Genomic DNA, 21,852 nt, shown 5'->3' with positions numbered 1-21,852 from the left:
TTTGGTGTTCTGTGAGACTGACAGCCAAAGAATCTATTTGCTATACAAGTGACCAGTGTTCCGTAACTCGTTGAGTAAATCTGGGAACTTATCCAGAGTTCGGACTGAGTTAAAGGCGCAATTGTAAATAAAACCTTAAATAGTTAGATTGGCGACATTACAGGAAGACAAAGCGAACATCTGGAAAAAAAGGCGATAAAAGCCCCAGATAAATCATTTTGGGGGTTGACTTAATGGTTGAAACTTGTGCGCTATGAACAATTAGCAGGATATCGGGGTATGAATTGTCTCAAATCGTTAAATGAATCCGCAGGAAGGTAGCCTTTGAGTGTAAATTGACTAGCATGAAATAGAACTCGTTATGGAAATTGGTAATCAGATGGATACAGTTCAACAACAAATCAGCGCCCTAAATCATAAAGTTGATGCCATATATCAAAGTATTGAGCAACTCAACCACAAAGTTTCCCAGGGTTTACCTGAAGTCCAGCCGATGCCAACTGTAGAGTCTGAGCTACAGGCATCAACCGCCAAGGTTAATGACATCCCCGTCTATGCGAATCCCCAACTGCTTGACTCCGTAACGGAATACAAAGATATCCTGATTGAGGATACTGGTGAAGTTGCTCAATTTCATACAAATCACAACAGAAATCCTAATCCAGAGAATCCCTTGTCTGCTGATGTGCAAGTGCAACGCCTCACCGCCCAATTGACTGCTGCTTACAATCGCATTGCGGCTTTAGAAGAACAGCTTCTCGCCCGCCGCATTCACTCGTAAACCAGGTTCGGTTTGGTTAAGGAGCTGGGAAGCAGGGGGAGCAGAGGGAGCAGAGGGAGCAGAGGGAGCAGGGGGAGAGAGGGGAGAAAGCCTTTAATTTTAGCTTATCCGAGTGGAGCATTGCTGTCCCTAACATACTCCCAGATGCTTGAGCTTGAGTTGACACCAATGCTCTAAACTAAATTAAATGCTCTAAATTAATGGTGTTGAGCCAGAAGTGCTTCAATGGCTTGCAGTAATTGACTCGTGTTCCATCCTTGGTAAAGATGAGATGTGATCGCACATCCTCCCGCACCGACACCTTCCTTGACATATCCTTGTTCGTAAGCCCGTAGCTGCGGATAACGTGACTTGGCAAAACTTAAGTCGGTTGCCAAAAGGGGAACACCACCGATCGCTCGTGCTAATCCTACCGTATCACCCGTGGGATCATCTGCTACCCAGCGAGTTGTACCGATAACTATCTGCTGAGGGTGCCATGACAAAGAATTAAGACTACGACGATAAGCTCTAATTTTGGCTCCCTCAGCTCCCCTAGCTTCCCCAGCTCCCCCAGCTCCCCCAGCTTCCCCAACTTCCCCAGCTCCCCCAGCTCCCCCAGCTTCCCCAGCTTCCCTTGCTTCTTGAAGAAGCGCCAACACCCGTGCTAGTGCGTAAACTGCTAGCATTTGCGTCCCTCCAGCTAACAAAACACCGACGCTTTGACTTGCCCCTATCACCATTCCGGCGGCTGTAATTTGCATGGGATCACCTACGGCGGCAACTAACTCGAAGGGATCAATGAATTCTGCCTGTTTTGTTTCCCAACCAGCCTGTTGTAGTCCCATCCGAACAATTTCTGCTTTTTGCAGATGATTACAGTGAGGATGGCTGCTATTGACTTTACCCATGGCGGCAATACCCAAACCTGTCAACACACTCAAAGCCGTTGTGGTTCCGCCAACGACGCATTCAGCAATCATTACATATCCGCTTGGGGTCAGAGTTGCCAGCTTTTGACCCCAAATTAAGCCTTGCTCAAATAGCTGTTTTACAGTATTGATGGGCAAGGCTTTTCCGGTGGTTAAACAGTTAGCGGGTAACCCCCCTAAGTTTATGGCGGGAACAGCAGGCGGTTGAGGTAAACCCGCATTGAATAGATAAACCGGAAGCTGACAAGCCTCAACAACAGCACGAGAAATCAGGACAGGGGATGCCCCAGCATCCAAGGGAGGTAGAGGATACTGAGGATTGGCAGTAAAACCATTAACTAAGAATTCAGCATCCGCGATCGCAGTATACTTCCGATCCTCTGGAGTTGCCCCAGCCGCAGAAATGCCGGGGATCAACCCTGTTGCCGTAAATCCTAAAATACAAGCGAGTAGGGGAGGTTGCCCCCTATACTGCTGCAACCATTGATTTCCTTGAATGAATTGGGTATGGATGCGGATCAATTACAAATGACTCTTGACAAATGACAAATGACAAATGACCAATAACCATTAAACGAGGACAGGTGTTTCGGGTTGATCCAGTTCTCGAAATAAAGGTGTACTCAAATAGCGTTCGCCAAAACTGGGCTGTACCATAACAATTAACTTACCCGCATTTTCTGGACGTTTCGCCACCTGAATCGCGGCACATAAAGCGGCACCGGAGGAGATTCCCGATAATAACCCTTCCTCTCGTGCCAAACGGCGACCAAAAGCGATAGCATCTTCATCACTGACTTGAACCACTTCATCAATCAGGTCTGTACGCAAAACTTGAGGAACGAAGCCAGCACCAATCCCTTGAATCTTATGGGGTCCAGCTTGCCCGCCAGAGAGAACTGGACTACTGGTCGGTTCAACGGCGATCGCGGTAAAATCGGGTTTACGTTGCTTAAGCACTTCGGCAATACCCGTAATCGTACCACCAGTGCCAACACCAGAAATAAGAATATCGACCTGACCCTCAGTATCTGCCCAAATTTCTTCAGCCGTTGTCTCTCGATGAATTTTGGGATTAGCTGGATTCTGAAACTGTTGCAGCATAAAAGCTTCAGGAGTGCTTTCGGTAATTTCGTTGGCTCGGCGAATTGCTCCTTTCATTCCCTCGCTTCCGGGTGTCAGCTCTAGTTTGGCTCCATACGCTTTCAGCATAGATCGCCGTTCCATGCTCATCGTATCGGGCATCGTCAAGATTAGCTGATATCCTTTAGCGGCGGCTACCATCGCTAGGGCAATACCTGTATTCCCCGATGTTGGTTCCACTAACACCGTTTTTCCCGGATGAATCTGACCCGCTTCTTCGGCTGCCTGAATCATACTCATCCCGATGCGATCTTTCACAGAAGCGGCAGGGTTCATTCCCTCCAGTTTCACCACAATTTGTCCTACACATCCCTCGGCTTGAGGAATCCGGTTGAGCTGAATTAGGGGAGTGTGACCAATTAATTCTGTGATATTATGAGCAATCCGCATAGTTTCTCCTTATCAACGACTCGTCACTTCAGCTAATCCCGCAGGAGCCTCACAGTTAATCTATCTTATCCTGTTACTGTTTTGTGATCGCTAACGTTAACCCCTCGATATTTCAAGGGTAAGAGAGTTGACGTAGCCGGAGGTTTCACCAAATGGTGAACTCTCAAAGCCTGACCCCGATATTTTCCGATCACCTCATCTTCCGTTACCTCAACCTGGGCAGGGGTTAGGTCATAGTTAACGCCTCGATACACCAGCTTAACGTTATGCTCATCTGGCAATGACGACTCGGTGACGGGCTGAGACGATGAAGAACTGCGTCTATGATTGCTAAAAATGACTAATGCCAGCAGCAATAATTGAATTTGCCAGGGGGCTAAACATAACGTTACAACTAAGCTAACTAAAGCAATGGCAGCGGCAAGATAAGCCATTTCATTAGCCAATTGTTTAAAAAGATACGCAGTGACGAGGAAAATCCCCAAGGGAATGATAAACAATAAAGACATATCAAGTGACCTGTAACCTACTGTAATCTGTTATCTTAGCGAATTACCAACGTATCAACAGGTGAGCCAACTCTGTTGTAGCAATATTGACAGATAAGTAGTCGGACTTTCATTAAAGTTGATGGTAGGGAGCGTCATTCGTCATACTCGCTCCCTTGAGAAGAAAGCTACGTCATTCTTCTTATGTAAGGGTTTGAGGCGTGTTTACAAAAATTAATAATCCAGCAAAACTTGTACCCACTGAGGCGGACGAGGAATAGGATTTTTCAGGCGATCAAAGATGAGTAACGCCACCAGATGAACCACAAATAAATAAATGGCGTTATTGATCACAATTGCCACAATTGCCACCACCTGAATTAACATTAAACTGGGTTGAGCGAGTAACCCCAGCTTGACAAACCCCCATTCCACTAATTCGGTAATTTGAGTCATCACATAAACCCACAGATCCTCACTCAAAAGAATTGAGAGCAACCAAAAGCGAAAAAAGAATCCCAAAGTTCCCAGTAGCGTACCAATCCCAATGGAAAATAACCAATTGGCTTGACGTTTCCACAAGGCGCCCAACTGAACGCCCATCAAACCGTAGGGAATCAAAAACAGGATACTGCGGGTTGGTCCTTGTAGCACCGACAGCAATAACCCTGAAACCAGTGCCGCCATCCAAGAGGCTCGATTTCCGCGACGCATGTACACCAAGGCGATTGGCACCGGGAAAAACATCTTCAGGACTGGACCGAGGGGAAAATAATAATTAATGAGCCAAATCAAACTCGCTGTACTGGCGAGGAACGCCGTTTCCACCATGACGACAGTGGTATTGAATTGTCGCTGTTGTGCCTGAGATTGTTGACTCGCTGAATTTTTGTCCTGATTAGGGATTAGCCTTTCAGGTCTAGCATTGGTTGATGGTTCCGTCTCTGGCGCTAGTTCCTCCACTAAATCCCATTCGTCATTGACATTTTCTGAGTCCTTTGAGGAGGATTCAGTATTCTGATCGGGATTAGGGCGAGGCGCTTGGGCATCCTCAAAAGAATCGCTCATGCAGCTTTTATCAACGCTTGATCAACCTCCACTTTAACGCCCCTTTCACCTCGACATGATCGCCTGATCCCCTTGCGTAGGTAAATCTGCCTCAAACCTTACCAATGATGAAGAACATAAGACAAATAACACTTCTAAGCAATAATGCGTTCTAATGCCGCCAGATCCGGGATAAACATAATATCGTGTTCTCGCTTAATCAAGCCTTTTTTTTCCAGCTTCGTCAAAACTCGCGTCACTGTCTCCCGTGCCAATCCACTCAAACTGCTTAACTCGCGATGGGGTAAGTTGGGAATCTCAGTGCCTTGCTGTTTAAGTTTACCCTGACCCTCTGCCAAAAACAGGAGCGTGTCTGCCACTCGCGAGGTACTATCCGACTCTCTCAGGCGGAGACGGCGATTAACTTGGCGCAAGCGCTTTGCCATAAGCTGAGACAAACGAACCCCGGCTAAAGGTTCATCATGAATAAGCTGGATAAAATCCTGGGCAGGTATACTGCCAATCGTCGTGGGCGTTAGGGTAATCACATCGGTAGAACGAGGTACCTCATCCAGCGCCGCCATTTCGCCAAAAATTTCCCCCTTCCCTAAAATGTTGAGGGTCACCTCTTTCCCTTCCAGGTTATAGGTACGAATTTTTGCCCAGCCCTCCAAAATGAAGTAAACTGAGCCACCCCAGTCATTCTCCAGCAAAATAACTCGATCCTTGGGGTGGCTGCGAGTAACAACATGAGAAGTCGCTTGATTCACACTGGCTTCTGGTAAGCCAGAAAATAAAGGAGCAGTGCGAATCAACTCATTAACATTAGAGTTCATTTCGTGTGAGCTGTATCGATCATCCATGAAGCCAAACCACATTGTATACGCCGTGGACAAGTACGGCGATTTGTTATCCTCAAAAACTTAAGCAGGTTCCTTGCTGTTTCACAACAGACACAAAATTGAGTCTTTGTGGTACAAGCGCCCCTCATCACCCCATCCAGACCAGCCATAATGGCAGATACAAGGGACTTATGTCCTGATCGATGAACGGCGCTATACTCCCTCGAAGTGCCTTTAATTCTAATCCTATTGGAAATTCAAGCTAATCAGCCGGAGATTGGTACACAGCTATTATGCTGCATATTGAGGGAGATTTAACAACTTAGATGCCTGTAATCAGGACTTGAGAGGACATCGGTTAGCCAGAATACGTTTTCAGACTAGGCTAACGGCAAGGGTTCATGTTCCTACATAATAAAAGCAGGCGATCGCAATAACTCCTGCGAAGCGTGAACATAAGTTGTCAGGCGTTCCACCGTGACTAAACAGAAGAAAATCCAATCGCTGATTGCTGATATTGACAGTCTCCTTGCCAAGTTTGGCTCCCGTTTCCCTTGGTCTAAACCCAACGATTTAGCCCGCGATCGCGAAATCCTAAAACGGGTGCGTAGCTATCTGCTGTCGATGCAGTCAGACGAAATGGCAATGTCGCCATCCCCCGAATCAGCCGTTACACCAATTGTGCAGGCGGTTGCTCAAGAAATGGAGAGTATCCGCCAACAGGTTACAGAACCCTTGCAGACTGAATTGTCAGCATTACGTCAACAGCGAGAGTCCTTAACTCAAGACATTCAGCACCTTGAGCAGAAAAAACAGCAATTGCAAAATACTGTTACCGCGAAAGGGGGCGGACAAGAGCAACCTCTCCCAGAATTTGCTCAGGATTTAATTCACCAGTCAACCGAACGCCTGACCCAGCAACTGGCTCAAATCTTACTGAATTTAGAAGCTCAACTGCTCAACGCTTCATCAACATCGGACTCACCCGGGCAACCTGCCTCTGGAATAATGTTGCCACAAGAACGCTTGGAGCAACTGCGGCAACTGCAACGAGAGAGCGATCGCATGTTGCTCAATCTCGATGCCAACCAACGGTCACTCTTTGATGCACTTGATCGGGATCTGCATGGGTATCAGCAATCTTTGTCTCAAGGACTTGACAAAATGCATCGCTTGAGCAATCAAGGAGAGCTATTATTTACAGCCCTGGTCAATCGCCTCGCCCAGCTATTGGGACGAGAAACCTCAACCTTGGTGCAATCGTCTCAACCTTGGTCAGAGGTGACAGAATTATCCCAGTCAATGCCCGATTCAACGTCATCGACATCAAAACAAGAGGGCATTTTTGTGGGCATTGATCCGGTGTCTCAGCCTGAATTCAATGTGACCCTATCTGCCAACGCTTTAACCCCATCCCCACCAACTCAGGCTCAACTACCGTCTAAAATTGCTGATCAGCAATGGACTAAAGAACTCGAAACAGAAAATTTAGCAGACAATCCCCTAGACGCCTTGATTGGCTGGGATATGGATACCTCTATCTCAGAAAATGATTCAAACTTTCAAGACCTAGATTTCCTCTTAGGCATCGATAGTACGCCGGAGTCCACAACACCATCATCCCCCTCAGCCCCAATCTCTCAGGCGGATGACACGCAACCTGTAGAACCAGAGGTTGCCGATCAAACTGAAGTCGAGAATCGCCACCATGAAATTGATGAGTTGTATAACACCTTATTTGGCACAGACGCAGTCCTAGACTCCAATACCCCTGCTTCAGCCAATACCGTCGAAGTGACGGATGCAAATACCTCAGCAACATCAATCACCACAACGGAAGGGCAAGATGAGCGATCCTCGGATCAGGCTTTCGGTGAGACTGTATCGGTGGAGATTGCTGATTATCTATTTGACGGATTCACTGATCCCGCCGATGAACCGAGTTCAGCCGAACCCTGGATTGAAGGCATCAATCATGATCAACTATCCTGGGAAACCTTATTATTTGAAACGCCAACACCTGACGCCCCGATTGAGTCAGAGGTAGTCGCCACGCCAGAACCCGCCACTTATTTTTACCAGGAAAGGTTCAGCAAGTCTCAAGATGTTAAAACAATTACCGCCCTAACCGATTTACTCGATGAAATGGGGATCAGTTATTCCTCCCCCCTAGCCGATACTCCATCCATCGCAACGACTCGTGAGGAAGAATGGTTTTCGGAACACCCCGGAGAAACCGATTCCTCCGTTACCTCAGTTGAGGATCACTATATTCCCGCCTCACCCGATGAAGATTTGCTGGTTAGCGATGAATCGCAACAGTTTTCCGGTCAAGAGATTAGGCTAGACCAAAGTACCCTCCAGCAGCTTAGTGAAGACCTACACAGCTTTGAAGCTGAAGACCATCTGAATATTGTCCCTCAGCCGTCCCCGTCTCGCGATCGCACCGTTTCACCGCCAAACTTCGATTTGGACTCAATCCAGTCATTGCCCATGTCAGAGGAGTTGTTGGCAGAAGATTGGGAAGAGTTTGCCCTCCATGACCTATCCCAAGAGGATGTTATCTTCCCAGATTGGCAACAGACAACCCCAACTGACCGAGACTCTCGCGAACCTGATCCCTTGGTGAGTGACTCGGAGAAAACGACGCCACCACCATCCCCAGAGTTGGACGATGTTTATGATGATTTGTCTGAGGAATCGATTGACTTAGAGCAAGACAATGTGGTAGAAGAATATGTCTTGGAAGACTCCGTGACTCCTGATCAACATTCCGTGAGCCAACCTCAAGAAACGTCTTTAGAGGATGGCGAACACAATAGGGATTAGAGTAGGGACACGGCAGTGTCCATTGGTGTCAACTTAAGCTCAACCCCTCGTCCCCAGCCCCTCTCCCACGCCAGCCCTCACCCCCAGCCCCTCTCCCAAGCTTGGGAGAGGGGAGCAAGAGGGGAGCAAGAGATCCGGTTCCCCTTCTCCCGTGCAACAAAAACGAAGTATCCTCTGTCATCCCCCCTCTTGTAGGGGGGAACGAGGGGGGTCGGGAGAAGGGGTTAGGGGATGAGGGGGAAATGTCGAGAAGTAGATAGACACAGCTTAAAATCTTGCCAGCATTGGTTTTCTCGCCTGTAGTTGACACGGGTGGACACTGCCGTACCCCTATAGGTAGGTAATGTGACTTGATCATCAAATTGGCTAGTGGATACCAATAATCCTCTCTGGTACTTAGGAATTGATTTCGGCACCACGGGGCTGTCGGCTGTGGTGTTGAACAAAAACACAGGTCAGCACTACCCTTTATATTGGCAACAGGAATCGTCAACCACCAATCATGATTCAGGCGATCGCGTATTTCGCTTACCGACACAAACCTCCGCGAGTCCTACCGTGGTAAAAGCAGCAGGAATAAGGGTGTCCACGGTTAAACCCTATTTACCGTTGGCAATTCCTTACTATTGCCCAGAACATCGTCAGTGGGAACCAATGTTAGCGTTACCCGATGGACGGGTTCCTCTCTATTGGGTACGGCGATCCTTACAGGCAATGTTAGCCACTTTAACCCCAGAGACGGTTCGCACCAAGGTGTCATTGCAGGTAGGGGCGATGGGTCTAGAATCCGAATTACTAGCAGACGCTTTGGCACAACTGGCAGGTGTTATTGTCAGTTATCCAGCCGATTGGGGCGATACCTACCAGATTAATGTCCGAGAAGCCGTATTAGCTGCCAAGTTAGTCAAGGAATCGCAACAAATTGTCTTTTTAGAAGATGCGATCGCCTCCCTCTTGGCCGCTTTTCCCACGGCTGAACCCGCCTCTTCCCCCTTGAGGTCTCAATCTACTACACTTGGGCGTGGCTGGACGTTGGTGATCGATAGTGGCGCAACCACCACGGAATTGGCATTAGTGGATTTGCCTTACAATCCCCGCCAATTAACCTACGCCGATTTTAAACTTCAAAGTTGGTCTTACGCAGGTCAGGCTATTGATCAAGATATCGTTTGGCAGTTACTCTACCCGCAGATGTCTGAGGCGCAATTAGCACAACTGAATCTTAGCCAGGATTTAGAACCCCCCTTACCCGGTCAACCTGACCCCAAACGACGCGATCGCGCTTTATTCGAGTTACAGCATTCGGTGTTAGGACAGGCGCTACTGAAAGCGGCTGAATATTTGAAGCTGATTTTGCCACACAAAACTGAATTTACCCTGGAATTGGGTGCGTATCGATGGACGGTGCAGCAAAAAGACTTTAACAGTGCCGTTATCACACCGTTTATTGAACAACTCAACCAACAGGTCAACCGATTGCTGATTCAAGCCGGACAATCCCAACAGGCGATCAGTCAAGCTATCTGTACGGGAGGAAGTGCTAAGTCAAACAGGGTGAAGCAGTGGCTTCAGGACAAATTGCCTAACGCTACACTGATTCAAGACAGTGAATTTCCCCAAACTTGGGTCGCTACCGGACTAGCGAGGTTACCCCTGTATCCTCATGTCTTTAATCGCTTCCAGCAACAGTATAGTGACTACTTTCTGCTGTCAGAACTGCTAAAGGCGTTTCCCTCAACAGAGAAGGAATCAGGAATTCGAGATTACACTCTGGCAGAGATTCGGCAACGCTTAGAACGTCAAGGTCTCAACACAGTCGCCTGTAATGAACGGTTGCTGGGGTTTTTGGATGGTGAGTTACCGTCAGGGTTAATCCCGGATGGCGATCGCCTACGGGGGTTCTCTCCAGCTTCTCTCCCAGATTTTCCTGATGCTGATCTGGCTGATGTCAACCTATTTTCACCCGTAGGCGATCGGCTTTATCGTCCCAATTTCCAACAACACGAGCGTCTACGTCAATACCTTAAACTGATTGCATCCAGTCTATCTCAAACGTTTGATGAGCCTTTAATCATTAATTTTAATCATTGCTATAAATAAAAGCTATCAACATACTTTAGAGACGTTGCATATAGCGTCTTCTTATGAAACATAGATAAAAACCCTGACAAAATAGCGAACGAGACGCTCACACTACAACTGTTCTCTGTTTCCCATTCCCTATTCCCTATTGCCTCTCCCTACCACAAGACTTATTTAGCAGCCCCTACTTATTCAGTAACCTCTAAATCAGTTGTGAAATGATAACCCTTACTGGATAAGGGTTTTAGCGCCATTTATGTTCACGCCTCATTTAAACGGGCTATGACTATATAATCTACATCTTAAGATAGATGCCAAAGGTAAAGTCATTACTTAGACCCTAGATCGCGCTTTCAGCTTTGATTAGAAATTGTTAGATGGCGTAATCCTCGTTAATCTCAATCCATAATCTTCATCATATCTTCATAAAAACTGCATTCAGTCGCTATAGAATTGTAAAGAATTCGTGAAGTGTATCCAACGGACTATTTTTTTTTGGCAAACCTCTCAATAATATAGAACATGATAATCGGCTAAATAACTTACAACTTGTAATACAACTGAGTTTGCACTGTGTTTACTACATCAAACGGTTCCACACCCTTACCGGGTGATCCCCCCCAGCTCCAAAGTTCCTCTCGATTAATTGTGCAGCACCGATCGGCAACCTGCAAAATTAAACGTCTCATTGATATTCTGGGAGCTGTGGTTGGCTTGTTTCTGACGGCAATTCTCGCCATACCAATTGTGATCGCCATCCAGATTGACGATCCTGGTCCAATCTTCTATCGTCAACTTCGTTGTGGTTTACGAGGTAAATCCTTTCGCATCTTGAAATTTCGTTCAATGGTTGTAGATGCTGATCGCAGGCAACATTTGGTGCAAAATCAGGCAAAAGGTCATATCTTTAAAAATACCAACGACCCTCGCATCACTCGTGTAGGTCGGTTTTTGCGGCGCACCAGCTTGGATGAATTGCCTCAATTTTGGAATGTGCTTAACGGTGAGATGAGCTTAGTCGGGACTCGTCCGCCCACCCTGAATGAAGTACAGCACTATAAGTCGCATCATTGGCAACGATTGAGAACTAAGCCAGGAATGACTGGAGAATGGCAAGTCCATGGTCGCTCTAGTGTGATTGATTTTGAAGATATTGTGTCGATGGATCTAGCTTATCAGCGCAAGTGGTCTCTTCTCTATGACTTCCAGCTCATTCTGAAAACGATTGCTGTAGTTCTGAAGAAGCAAGGAGCGCATTGAACCGACGTGTATCTCGGTTTAAGTTGCTATTGCCGAAAAAATTCTTTGTAATTTTTCAATCCTTAATATTTAAACAACATCCAGCAATTAAGATTTTCTAATCCTAACTCGATTAAACTAAAAAAATAATGTTCAGGGACAATTGTAGGGGCGGGTTTAGGGACAATTGTAGGGGCGGGTTTAGGGACTCAATTCAGCTAGTCACCGATAACAGAACAGCAAAACCCGCCCTCCCCACCGATAACGGAACAACAAAACCCGCCCTCCCCACCGATAACAGAACAGCAAAACCCGCCCTCCCCACCGATAACAGAACAACAAAACCCGCCCTGATTCATAAATCTGATGACACTACCCACATGGATTACATTTTCTCGATTACTCGGATTGCCCTTTATTCTATACGGACTGCATGATCCCACAGATCAGACGCGCTGGATTTGTCTGGCAATCTTTCTCATCGCCGCAGGTACGGATTGGTTAGATGGTTATCTGGCGCGAAAACTGGATCAAGTTACGGATTTAGGAAAATTTCTTGATCCGTTAGTGGATAAATTATTAGTCTTAGCCCCCCTTTTAGCCTTAATCGAATTGGGTCAGGTTCCCGCTTGGGGGGTGTTTCTGATTTTAGCGCGGGAATTAGCGATCGCGGGTTGGCGAGTGAACCCCAATTTGACCCAGGAAATTAGTGGCGCAAATATTTGGGGCAAACTCAAAACCGTAACTCAAATTACAGCAGTTGCCCTATTAATTGCACCACTTCCGCAGGTGTGGGAGATGCCATCCCTTGTCCTATTTTGGTTATCGGTTGTCCTCACCCTAATTTCTGGCGGAATTTACCTTTTACCTCAACTCGCGGCTAATATTTGGTCATCTAAGGAGAAATCCACCTCCGCTTCATGACGTCCAGATGCTAGGTAATCATTTTGGAATGAGTCCTTAAGTCCCGATATCAAGTCATATTCCGGTTCCCATTTGAGTTGAGTCTTGGCTTTCTGGACATCAGCAAAAAAGTGTTGGGTTCGCAGGGGGAACGCTTTGCGCTTGCCAAAATCAAATTTTTTGGGATTGTAATGTAACAGATCGAAATCCTTGGGGGATTTGCCCGCCGCGACAATACAGGCGTTTGCCAAGCCGTCAAAGGTGACATAACGATCGCCAGATACATTGTAAATTTGTCCAATGGCTTGCTGGTTTCCTAGTACCATAGACATGGCACGGGCTAAATCTTTACAATGTCCCAGTTGTGTGATATATAGACCACTACTGGGAATTAGGATCGGGCGATCGCGAACAATGCGGTCAAAGAACCAGGCTTCTAAGTCATTATAGTTTTGAGGTCCATAAATATAGGTTGGACGAATCGCCGTAAAGGGAATTCCCTGGGCGTCTAGATACGCTTCCGTCTCATGTTTCCCTTTGTGACGACTTTTCGGATCAACAGAATCGCCTTCTACATGGGGCATTTGGTCAGATTGTAAATAGACACCTGCCGAACTCATATAGACAAAATGCTGTACTTTGTCTTTAAATATCTCAACTAGGGGTTGAGTGTCACTGAGTTCCCGCCCGTTATTATCAAAGATGGCATCAAACGTTTCTCCAGACAGCTTTTCCTTGAGTTGGGTAGCGTCTTTGCGATCGCCATGAATCTGTTGTACCCCTTCAACAGGGGCAGGTTTATTCCCTCGGTTGAACAGTACCACCTCATGTCCTTGTTCAACTAAGATTTTGGTTAAGTAGACTCCAATGAAGCGAGTGCCACCCATGATTAAAATTCGCATGATTATCCTTCGTCATTCGTCCTTCGTCATTTGTCATTTGTTCTGGGTTACGGGTTTGTCACCTCAAAAGTTCTGATCCAAACCACCACCACAGAATTAGTAATCTGATCGCCTCTGTCTGTTGAAGAGCGATCGCATTGCCTAGATTACAGCATTGCCATGGTTCAAGACTACTCTATCGATTTTACCCGCTACCTGCGATCGATTTGCTGTGTCTATGAACAGTTTTTGCTAGAACAAGCCAAACAAGCCCTTTTTAACCCCTAGAATACGAGTTCGTAGTCAGCGCTTTAGCGCTTCTGGCACGCTTCGTGCCTACTACAAACTTTTCTAACCCAAAAAAGTTCTAAAATTAGAGAGTACAATCCTAATCTATCAGTGCAGTGACTAGCCATGACTCAATAAGTTTTATTTAGCCAGAAAAAATGAGACGTTCTCGTTCTAGGGAAATAGGCATAGCCATACCCTCTACAGATTTTGCTTAAGCAAAAACCACAGTTCGATTCCCGTCAACTAAAACCTGATGGCGGAGATTAACAGCGTAGCCGTTTGGGGTTGATGCGTTCCCTTGCTCATTTTCTTCCCTGTAGCTGGAATTCATCGCTGAGAATGCAGTGATTCTATCAATTTATTCCGTAAAAATTGTATAGGCTAAATCAGAAAACCCTTATCGACACTTTCCTTGATGAATCCAAAGCCGATGACACAGCCAATCATTGGAATTACTACCTATAACGACAAGCCAACGGGAAATTTTTATTCCCCAGCGGGTTATACTCAGGCAGTCCAGTCTGCTGGAGGGATACCCATTTTGCTTCCGCCTGTTCAATCTGATCCTGCGGTTTTGCTGAACCAGGTGGATGGATTAATTTTTACAGGTGGGGGTGATATTGATCCCGATTTCTACAACGGTTCCTCTCATCCGACGATTTATGGCACTGATCCGGAACGAGATCAGGCTGAATTGGCACTCGCGAAACTAGCATTGGCGAAACACAAGCCTGTTTTGGGGATTTGTCGCGGCTTAGAAGTGCTGATGGTAGCGAGTGGGGGTGATTTAGTTCCCCATCTGCCAGATGAATTTGGGGAAGATATCTTGCATCGCGAGGAAATGCTTAAACCGAGTCAGCATACGGTGCGGATTTATGCCGATAGCCAACTGTCTGGAATTATGGGAGAGGAGGAACTTACTGTTGTCTCTTGGCATCATCAAACCGTGCGTACAATACCTTGTAGTTGGCAGATTGTCGCTAAAGCCGAAGATGGCTTAATTGAAGCATTAGAACATAAACAGCATCCTTTTGCGATCGCGCTGCAATGGCATCCAGAACTATCCCTCCCAGATTCCAGACATTTTTCCATTTTCCAAGCATTGATTCAAGCCGCAAGCTTTGATCAAGACGCATTAAACTCGAATAGTTTTCATTTGCAAACAACAGGCTGGGGATGTGGATGAACTTACCTAAACCGTGACGTTTTTTGGGATAATTGCCAATTTTAGGATAATTTATGCAAAAATAAAATAATTTTGATTCGTTAAATGCATAAATTATCCTAATTTCATGCCTAAATATACGAAACTGCAAGGTATAGCACTCTTCGATTGAGTGGCAGACATTGCAGTAGGTAATATGATTAATCGATTCATTCCGGAGGAACTGGCGATCGCGCCTGCGTATCCTGCCGGATATCCGCCCCATCTCATCTTGAGAGAGGTGTCCATTGATGGCAATACCTCCGTCCAGATTTGGTCGCCCAAATCTGACGCTATCTTGCTGCCTGAAGAGGTAAACCTACTTAGGAGCGATCGCCTGCGCGTGGAAGTGATATGCTCTAGATTAGTGTGGTTACTTGGAGCCAATTGTTCAGAAAATGATGACTATTTAGGGACGAACGACAAGTTAATTTATCAATGGGAAGATGTCACCTATTTTGCGGCTAAATATGGGTTTAAACCGAACGTTATTGACTTACTGTTTTGTCCTTCAACGATTCGCCCGATTTATGGATCATCAGTCCAACGATGCGGCATCCAGTTGCCGAACACACCGATACAGTGGGTCATGGAACCAGCGTGTTGGGAAATATTTTTCCTGGAAATTAAACCCGTGGTTGGGGGATTTAAGGCGGAACCGCGTAGCCAACTTTTATCGGTTATCGTTTGGACAGGTCAACCGATTAGTAAAACGGTAGTCGATACCTGACTGATCGGATAAGCTGTCATGCATCTAAATTGGGTATTAGTAGCGAGCAAGATGTTCAAGGTAGCGAGCAAGATGCTCAATGTAGCGAGCAAGATGTTCAATGTAGCGAGCAAGATGTTCAATGTAGCGAGCAAGATGTTCAATGTAGCGAGCAAGATGTTCAATGTAGCGAGCAAGATGTTCAATGTAGCGAGCAAGATGTTCAATGTAGCGAGCAAGATGCTCGCACTACAAGGATTTTGCTATTATTGACGTTCAAGATTGAATTTTTCTCCCCCATCTCCCCCATCTTCCCCATCTCCCTCATCTCCCCCATCTCCCTCATCTCCCCCATCTCCCCCATCTCCCCCATCTCCCCCATCTCCCCCATCTCCCCCATCTCCCCCATCTCCCCCATCTTCCCCATCTCCCTCATCTCCCCCATCTTCCCCATCTCCCCCATCTTCCCCATCTCCCCCATCTCCCCCATCTCCCCCATCTCCCCCATCTCCCCCATCTTCCCCATCTCCCCCATCTCCCCCATCTCCCCCATCTTCCCCAAACGCGGTAGATTCAAGTCAGCATCTATAATTTATTGGGTGAGAATACAAGAACATGAAGCGCCGCCATTTTCTCAAATACACCAGTCTGGCAAGTACAGGATTAGCCTTTGCAGCTTGCAACTCGGTGAATTTGTCCACTTCCGGAAAGAATAACTCATCTGAATCCTCCTCCGTCTCAGATGTTGACTTTGGCAAACTCGAAAAAACGTACCTCAACCTCGGCATTATTCCCATTATCGAAAGTGCGCCCCTCGTTATCGCCCAAGAATTAGGCTTTTTTGCTCGCTATGGACTGAATGTTAGCCTGAGTAAGCAAGAGAATTGGAATCAAATTCAGGATGGCTTACTCGACTACCAGTTAGATGCGGCTCAAGCCTTGTATGGAATGCCAATGATGGCACAATTAGGCTCAGAATCCGCCCCCATGATTGCCCTGATGGTACTCAATCTCCATGGCAGTAGCATTACCTTATCTCCCAAAGCCTGGGACGCGGGAATTCGACCAGCGATTGAATATTTCACCTTTCAGGAGTTTGCCGATTCCTATAGACAATATGTTCGCAAATTCCAGGAACCGCCTATCTTTGCCACAGAGTCGAATGCTTCGATGGATTATTACATTAGCCGCTATTGGTTAGCGGCGATGGGAATTAATCCGGAAAGCGAGGTTGAATTTATGGAGATTGCCCCCTCCCAAATGATCTATAAAATTCAAGCCGGGGTGATGGATGCCTATAGCAGCAGTGAACCCTGGAACCAACAGACAGTTTTGCAGGGAAATGGATTTATCGGCAATATCTCTCAGAATATTTGGACGGGACATCCGGGAAATGTGCTAGCCACAATGCAAGCTTGGGTGGAGGAACATCCCGCAACCGCGAGAGCTTTAGTTGCGGCGATTCTCGAAGCCTGTCAGTTTTGTGAGCAAGCCCAAAATCGCCGCGAAGTTGCCCAAATTCTTGCCCAAAGCAGGTATCTGGATACGGATCAGGAATTTATAGAACCGACTTTATTGGGTAACTATAGTTATGGTGGTTTTGATAACCAGGAACGGTTGGAAACGATTCCTAATTTCTATCGGTTTTATGGTCAAAATAGCGATGATCCAGAAAAGCCGAATCCAGTTAACTATCCCTGGCGTTCTCATGGGATGTGGTTGCTGACTCAGATGATTCGTTGGGGTCAAATTGAGCAACAAGATTATCCCAAGGATGCTGATGAAATCCTGGAGGAAATTTATCCGTTAGACGTTTATACAGAAGTGGCGGAGGCATTAAAGATTGAGCTACCCAGTGATCCGATGAAAGTAGAACCTGCTACCGTTTTTATCGATCAACGCCAATTTGATCCGAGTGATCCGATTGCTTATCTGAATAATTTTGAAATTCAGGCATAAGCATAAGGAACCCCTTTTTTGCCCTAGCGACTAGAAGTCGCAGCTACACAAACAAAGTCAGCCTGCGCGGACTAGCTTATAAGGGGGGTGGCTAACCCGGATTTGGTATTAGATGCAAAGCGCTGTGTTGACTGGGTGAACGGTACTTTTGTAGAGACTTATCACGAGACAGAAACAAGTGCCGCCTTGTCCATTTATTAAGAGGTTAATTCAGATAAAAAATTAATTGATTTTAGCTTTACAGTAAGCCGATATTTTGTTATTCTTTTTAGTTGGGATGGTAAGGCATAAAGCTCCCTACCAGCCCGTCAAATATTGATCAGGAGTAATCGGATTATGTCTACCCGAAAAGAAGGTGTTTATTGGATTTTCGCTGAGAGATGCGGTTTGAACGATATTCCAGGATCTTCTTCCTACGATAGTTATATGAAATCGTTATTGATTTGTGCCAATGGCGATAATGAGTTAACTCAGGCGGAACGAGATTGGATTGTTGGGTACGCATCAGCCCTTGGCGCCCCTGATCAAGTGGTTGAAAAACTCAAAACTTACCCGGCGGATGAGGCGGATGAAGACATTGATTCAGTTATTTCTAGAGATGCCGCAGCAAATGCGTCTCGACGCTATCTTGTCTATGACGCGATCAGGGCTTGCTCAGCGGATGGTGAATATAGTAGCGGAGAGCGGGAAACTGTTACCAAAATGGCAGCTAAAGTTGGTGTTGATGCAGAAATTGTAAAGCAGATTGAAGAGATTTGTACTGAAGAGGCTAAACTCCGGGAAAAGCGATTAGCACTGCTATTCCCGACAGGTAGTCCCCTCTAGATAGTACCCTCTTTTATCCGCCTCTATCTTAAACTACCTGAAAGCCTTATTAAACAAGGATTCTACTGTTAATATATTCCCGGCTAACTTGACAAATTTCCACAAACATTTACAGATTGTCGTAGATTCTAGTATCGATTTTGATTACTGGACTGGCGCTCTAGTTATTTGGCAGGCAGGTTTACATATTGGACAAGTGTAACGCGATCGCACGCCACACACTCCAACATACTGCCATTAGAATCAGCATTGAACTGAAGAACAAAATCTCGACCAACCTGCTCAATTGCAACATCATCAAAGTCTTGGGAAGAGTTTAATCCTAACACCGCGCAAATCCTGTTTTGCCCTTTCAGAATCCCAGTCCAAGGTCTAACATACAGATCGAGTTGCTGTTCCAGAGCGATGACCAATCCGATCGCATGACCTTCCAGCCACCCGCAGCAAGCTGACAAGCGATCGTTGTTGTCACAGGTTGCCGTCAGCACCAAGAACGAATCGGATTGCGTCGGTAAATCAGCTATCTCGAAAAGAGCGTCCCAACCTATTTTGCCAGCCAACACTTGCTCTGAAATAGCGGCCCCTCGCTCGAATTCGCGGCGCAAAATCTGGGCAGTTGATCGCGTGACATTACGAGCGCTGTTTTGACAGGGTTCAATGGAGGTGATGACAGGTAGCCAGTCATAGGGCAATTTCTGGTATTGTTTACCTGCTGGGGTCAAGGCTACAGGCTGACTCCAATCCTGTTGGTTGAGTACCTGGAAAAAATGAGCAAGTAATGCCTCAAGCCCTGTATCCGCACCCGCTTCGGGAAAACGAGTGCAACTCCAAGCCGCCAGCAATGCCCAGGAAAAGCTACCCAGAAACCCCCAAGCATTGCCGTGAATCTGGCGTGCCTTCGCCCACGCCCGCACTGCCCTCAAAAGCTGCCGGAAAGACGCTAGCGGTACAGACTGGCGTACTATAGCTGTAAGGATATCAGCTTCCAAACAACCCACCAGTGCTTTCCAACTCACTGGATCAAAAAAGGGTCGTGCTGCCTCTGTGAACGGCTCAACTGTGCCTAGATCAGAAGGATAGCGGGCATACAGGAGATCAACAGACACGCCTTCAAATCCCATCCTTAACAGAGGTATCTTGGCAGATGAGACGACTTGGGCGCGATCGCATAATCCCTCCAAGCGTTGTCCCACGCTTTCCAAAAACGCCTCCCCAGACAGATACGCGGGAATCAGGCAAAGAACATCTAAATCGCTTTGCGGACTCTGCACGCCCAAACGTGCCGAACCTACTCGATGCAGGGATACCGGGAAACCCAAACACTCGGCACAAGCTTGCTCGACTAATGCCAAAATGGTTTCGCGATGCTGGCGTTGCTCCTGACTCAGCTCGGGTTCGAGGTGGTTCAGTCGCTGCATTAGGTTAGTTGTCTCTTCCCCAGCTTCCCAGACGCGCCATGGCGCGTCTCTACAATCCTTGCTCTCTTGCCCTAAATGCACCCTGTATCGCACCTCAAACGGCTCATCACCGCGACGGCTAATCAGGGCTACGGAGTTCACGAGAAAACTCACTGGATGCCAGGAAGGAAGCTGGGTTTTGGCTTCCTGTGCAGTGGGAAACTGACCGACGCTCAGATGCGGTGTAAACCCTGCTGCTGACTTCTGGCTTTGCTCGTCGCACTGCAGGAACAACTGCTGGAGAACGGCTTGCAACTGATGGAGTGCATCTGGGGGTTGGGCAACGGGGCGCAACCATGCCGTACAGCTAGAGCGGTGCTTGAATGCCTCAAAGCTGGTGAGCGTTATCTCAAAGGGTTGCCATTGGGCAAGTGCAAGTGCGATCGCTTGCGCTGCTTCTTCAAAATACTCCTCTGGCACAAAGCCATACAGCAAATTGATGTGCGGCATCCAACGGTGGAACCTGCGATCATATCGGTGGCGAATTGCTTGAATCGCAGGTAACACATCAGCCGAGGGAATCACCACAACTGCACTCCGATAGACTGGCGGCACTGTCTGCAACGCTGCTATTGTGGGCGTTGAGTAATCCAAAACGGCACGGATGCCGAAATGATCGGAGGGGTAAAGGGTTCCTTGGGTATCCGCTACAGGTTCGCAGGCAAACAACTCCATCGAACGAGGCATCCAGCACCCATCTTCACTGCGCTGTAAGATGCGATCAAACCGCGCCGCCTCACCGTTCAAACTCATCAATGTGGCTAGCGGGTTACGTTCTGGGTCAAAGGTGTAGCCTGGATCATCAGGATGCAGCAGCGTCCAAACATCGACAAAACCGCTTTGGCTCAACTCCTCCTCTGGCTCATCCCCTCGGCTGTTGAAATCTCCAACAATGAAACTCTCTCCTGGCAGCGTCTTGAGATACTCCAGTAATACAGAACGTTGATTTGCCCGGACTTCAAGAGCATTGCGGGCGCGATTGCTGGTCAGATGCACGACGGCTAAATGTAGCGATCGCCCGTTAATCTGCCAGGTTCCCACCAGCACCCGCTTGTGCGCCGAATACTGATGCTCGACCAGCGTAAACGGCAGTCGCGATAGAAGCAAAACACCATAGGGCTTTAGAGTTTGTCCTTCGGGTGATTCAGAAATGGTGTAAGAGTGTACCCAATCCTGTTTTAACAACACGTCTAGCAGGGGTGGCGTCGCTTCTTGTAGCGCGATAATATCCGCATCGCATCGGCGCAGATGTTCTACAATCACAGGCAGGCGTTGTGCTGTCTGGATGCGTTCCTGCTCGTAGCTGTCGCACAGCACGTTAAAACTGGCAATGGTCAGCGTACCTATTGTTGTCTCTGTTGACGGTTGGTCAGTTGGTTGCCAACCTTGTGAACTGTACTGGTAGGCCGATCGTGGCTTGAATAGTAGGTGTTGGCTTTGTGCAGGAGGTGTGACTGTAGCCCAATGTGTCTCCTCTTGGGGATGCGCTAGAAAGGCAGCATCAGGCAGTTGTCCTGCCGAGAACAGATCCAAGTGCTGGTCGCGATCCCAAACGATTTCCTCCCCGCAGCGTATATAGCGGATGCGATGCAATGGGATGTCTCCATCGGTTGACCAAGAGGTAAATGGTTTTTCGCGGATACCTTCTTCAGACCTGCGCTCGATATAGCCGATGGCAAAGGCGCTGCGGTCTAGACGTGCATCCCAGAGAATGCGATCGTAGATCTCGCGAATCGTCGCCATTTTTTTCTTCTGGACTTTTTGCTCTGACATGGCTACGCCAAGGGGTGTGATGTATGCTGCCTTGTCCCTCTGGAAGCAACGGTGCTACGATTTGCCTGAGGCAAAGTCTGAGCGATCGCTAACGAAAC

General features: G+C 47.2%; 17 protein-coding genes. 9 read left to right on the top strand and 8 right to left on the bottom strand.

The genetic code is table 11. The features are described 5' to 3' along the window. Window positions 1–379 precede the first annotated feature (379 nt). Entirely contained in the window at window positions 380–781 is a 402-nt protein-coding gene (locus RID53_RS14355) for a hypothetical protein (RefSeq protein WP_446388748.1), read from the top strand. A gap of 197 nt (window positions 782–978) precedes the next feature. Here the strand turns inward: RID53_RS14355 and cobT are convergent, their stop codons facing one another. From cobT to RID53_RS14330, 5 genes are all read right to left on the bottom strand, one after another. Further along, window positions 979–2,214, bottom strand: coding sequence for a nicotinate mononucleotide-dependent phosphoribosyltransferase CobT (gene cobT / locus RID53_RS14350; RefSeq protein WP_446388747.1), 1,236 nt, complete (start codon window positions 2,212–2,214; stop codon window positions 979–981). A gap of 48 nt (window positions 2,215–2,262) precedes the next feature. Then, window positions 2,263–3,225: a cysteine synthase A gene (gene cysK, locus RID53_RS14345; RefSeq protein ID WP_446388746.1), complete on the bottom strand. Its 963-nt coding sequence runs from the start codon at window positions 3,223–3,225 to the stop codon at window positions 2,263–2,265. A 65-nt stretch (window positions 3,226–3,290) separates the two neighbouring features. Further along, window positions 3,291–3,734, bottom strand: coding sequence for a DUF4278 domain-containing protein (locus RID53_RS14340; protein WP_446388745.1), 444 nt, complete (start codon window positions 3,732–3,734; stop codon window positions 3,291–3,293). A 213-nt stretch (window positions 3,735–3,947) separates the two neighbouring features. After that, window positions 3,948–4,781 carry a DUF2232 domain-containing protein gene (locus tag RID53_RS14335; protein WP_446388744.1) on the bottom strand — a complete coding sequence of 278 codons (834 nt, stop codon included), beginning with the start codon at window positions 4,779–4,781 and terminating at the stop codon, window positions 3,948–3,950. A gap of 134 nt (window positions 4,782–4,915) precedes the next feature. After that, window positions 4,916–5,623, bottom strand: coding sequence for a Crp/Fnr family transcriptional regulator (locus RID53_RS14330; RefSeq protein WP_044208048.1), 708 nt, complete (start codon window positions 5,621–5,623; stop codon window positions 4,916–4,918). 456 nt (window positions 5,624–6,079) lie between these two features. Here RID53_RS14330 and RID53_RS14325 point away from each other — a divergent pair, with 456 nt between their 5' ends. The 4 genes from RID53_RS14325 (at window position 6,080) to pgsA (ending at window position 12,676) form a co-directional block, all read left to right on the top strand. Beyond that, window positions 6,080–8,431: a hypothetical protein gene (locus tag RID53_RS14325; RefSeq protein ID WP_446388743.1), complete on the top strand. Its 2,352-nt coding sequence runs from the start codon at window positions 6,080–6,082 to the stop codon at window positions 8,429–8,431. 369 nt (window positions 8,432–8,800) lie between these two features. Further along, complete coding sequence (locus RID53_RS14320) at window positions 8,801–10,531, top strand: hypothetical protein (protein WP_446388742.1); 1,731 nt, start codon at window positions 8,801–8,803, stop codon at window positions 10,529–10,531. Window positions 10,532–11,086: 555 nt separating this feature from the next. Further along, window positions 11,087–11,773, top strand: coding sequence for a sugar transferase (locus RID53_RS14315; protein WP_446388741.1), 687 nt, complete (start codon window positions 11,087–11,089; stop codon window positions 11,771–11,773). Between the two features lie 345 nt (window positions 11,774–12,118). Continuing rightward, a complete protein-coding gene (gene pgsA / locus RID53_RS14310) occupies window positions 12,119–12,676 on the top strand; it encodes a CDP-diacylglycerol--glycerol-3-phosphate 3-phosphatidyltransferase (RefSeq protein ID WP_446388740.1) in 558 nt (185 codons plus the stop codon). Here the strand turns inward: pgsA and RID53_RS14305 are convergent. Further along, entirely contained in the window at window positions 12,622–13,557 is a 936-nt protein-coding gene (locus tag RID53_RS14305) for an NAD-dependent epimerase/dehydratase family protein (RefSeq protein ID WP_446388739.1), read from the bottom strand. The two genes, pgsA and RID53_RS14305, sit on opposite strands and share 55 nt — an antisense overlap. A gap of 700 nt (window positions 13,558–14,257) precedes the next feature. Here RID53_RS14305 and RID53_RS14300 point away from each other — a divergent pair. Then, the gene (locus RID53_RS14300) at window positions 14,258–15,013 is read left to right on the top strand and encodes a gamma-glutamyl-gamma-aminobutyrate hydrolase family protein (RefSeq protein ID WP_446388738.1); all 756 of its coding nucleotides are present in this window, start codon (window positions 14,258–14,260) and stop codon (window positions 15,011–15,013) included. 175 nt (window positions 15,014–15,188) lie between these two features. Further along, window positions 15,189–15,761, top strand: coding sequence for a hypothetical protein (locus RID53_RS14295; RefSeq protein ID WP_446388737.1), 573 nt, complete (start codon window positions 15,189–15,191; stop codon window positions 15,759–15,761). Window positions 15,762–15,963: 202 nt separating this feature from the next. Here RID53_RS14295 and RID53_RS14290 read toward each other — a convergent pair whose 3' ends face one another. After that, on the bottom strand, window positions 15,964–16,293 hold the full coding sequence (locus RID53_RS14290) for a hypothetical protein (RefSeq protein ID WP_446388736.1): 330 nt from the start codon (window positions 16,291–16,293) through the stop codon (window positions 15,964–15,966). 62 nt (window positions 16,294–16,355) lie between these two features. Between RID53_RS14290 and RID53_RS14285 the strand changes: the two genes are divergently transcribed. After that, complete coding sequence (locus RID53_RS14285) at window positions 16,356–17,699, top strand: CmpA/NrtA family ABC transporter substrate-binding protein (protein ID WP_446388735.1); 1,344 nt, start codon at window positions 16,356–16,358, stop codon at window positions 17,697–17,699. Between the two features lie 336 nt (window positions 17,700–18,035). After that, window positions 18,036–18,524, top strand: a complete 489-nt coding sequence (locus tag RID53_RS14280) for a hypothetical protein (protein ID WP_446388734.1) — start codon at window positions 18,036–18,038, stop codon at window positions 18,522–18,524. A gap of 164 nt (window positions 18,525–18,688) precedes the next feature. On the opposite strand, the gene RID53_RS14275 is transcribed toward RID53_RS14280, so the two are convergent. Continuing rightward, complete coding sequence (locus RID53_RS14275; protein ID WP_446388733.1) at window positions 18,689–21,754, bottom strand: poly(A) polymerase; 3,066 nt, start codon at window positions 21,752–21,754, stop codon at window positions 18,689–18,691. Window positions 21,755–21,852: the final 98 nt, after the last annotated feature.

The organism is Coleofasciculus sp. B1-GNL1-01, from assembly GCF_040220235.1.
Classification (GTDB): Bacteria; Cyanobacteriota; Cyanobacteriia; order Cyanobacteriales; family Coleofasciculaceae; genus Coleofasciculus.
This window is presented reverse-complemented; position numbering and strand designations above follow the sequence as displayed.

What these genes read in the sequence shown, in the direction of transcription:
- RID53_RS14355 (WP_446388748.1), top strand. Translation starts at nt 380, where the DNA reads ATGGATACAGTTCAACAACAAATCAGCGCCCTAAATCATAAAGTTGAT.
- cysK (WP_446388746.1), bottom strand. Translation starts at nt 3,225, where the DNA reads ATGCGGATTGCTCATAATATCACAGAATTAATTGGTCACACTCCCCTA.
- RID53_RS14340 (WP_446388745.1), bottom strand. Translation starts at nt 3,734, where the DNA reads ATGTCTTTATTGTTTATCATTCCCTTGGGGATTTTCCTCGTCACTGCG.
- RID53_RS14335 (WP_446388744.1), bottom strand. Translation starts at nt 4,781, where the DNA reads ATGAGCGATTCTTTTGAGGATGCCCAAGCGCCTCGCCCTAATCCCGAT.
- RID53_RS14330 (WP_044208048.1), bottom strand. Translation starts at nt 5,623, where the DNA reads ATGGATGATCGATACAGCTCACACGAAATGAACTCTAATGTTAATGAG.
- pgsA (WP_446388740.1), top strand. Translation starts at nt 12,119, where the DNA reads ATGACACTACCCACATGGATTACATTTTCTCGATTACTCGGATTGCCC.
- RID53_RS14305 (WP_446388739.1), bottom strand. Translation starts at nt 13,557, where the DNA reads ATGCGAATTTTAATCATGGGTGGCACTCGCTTCATTGGAGTCTACTTA.
- RID53_RS14300 (WP_446388738.1), top strand. Translation starts at nt 14,258, where the DNA reads ATGACACAGCCAATCATTGGAATTACTACCTATAACGACAAGCCAACG.
- RID53_RS14295 (WP_446388737.1), top strand. Translation starts at nt 15,189, where the DNA reads ATGATTAATCGATTCATTCCGGAGGAACTGGCGATCGCGCCTGCGTAT.
- RID53_RS14290 (WP_446388736.1), bottom strand. Translation starts at nt 16,293, where the DNA reads ATGGGGGAGATGGGGGAGATGGGGGAGATGGGGAAGATGGGGGAGATG.
- RID53_RS14285 (WP_446388735.1), top strand. Translation starts at nt 16,356, where the DNA reads ATGAAGCGCCGCCATTTTCTCAAATACACCAGTCTGGCAAGTACAGGA.
- RID53_RS14280 (WP_446388734.1), top strand. Translation starts at nt 18,036, where the DNA reads ATGTCTACCCGAAAAGAAGGTGTTTATTGGATTTTCGCTGAGAGATGC.
- RID53_RS14275 (WP_446388733.1), bottom strand. Translation starts at nt 21,754, where the DNA reads ATGTCAGAGCAAAAAGTCCAGAAGAAAAAAATGGCGACGATTCGCGAG.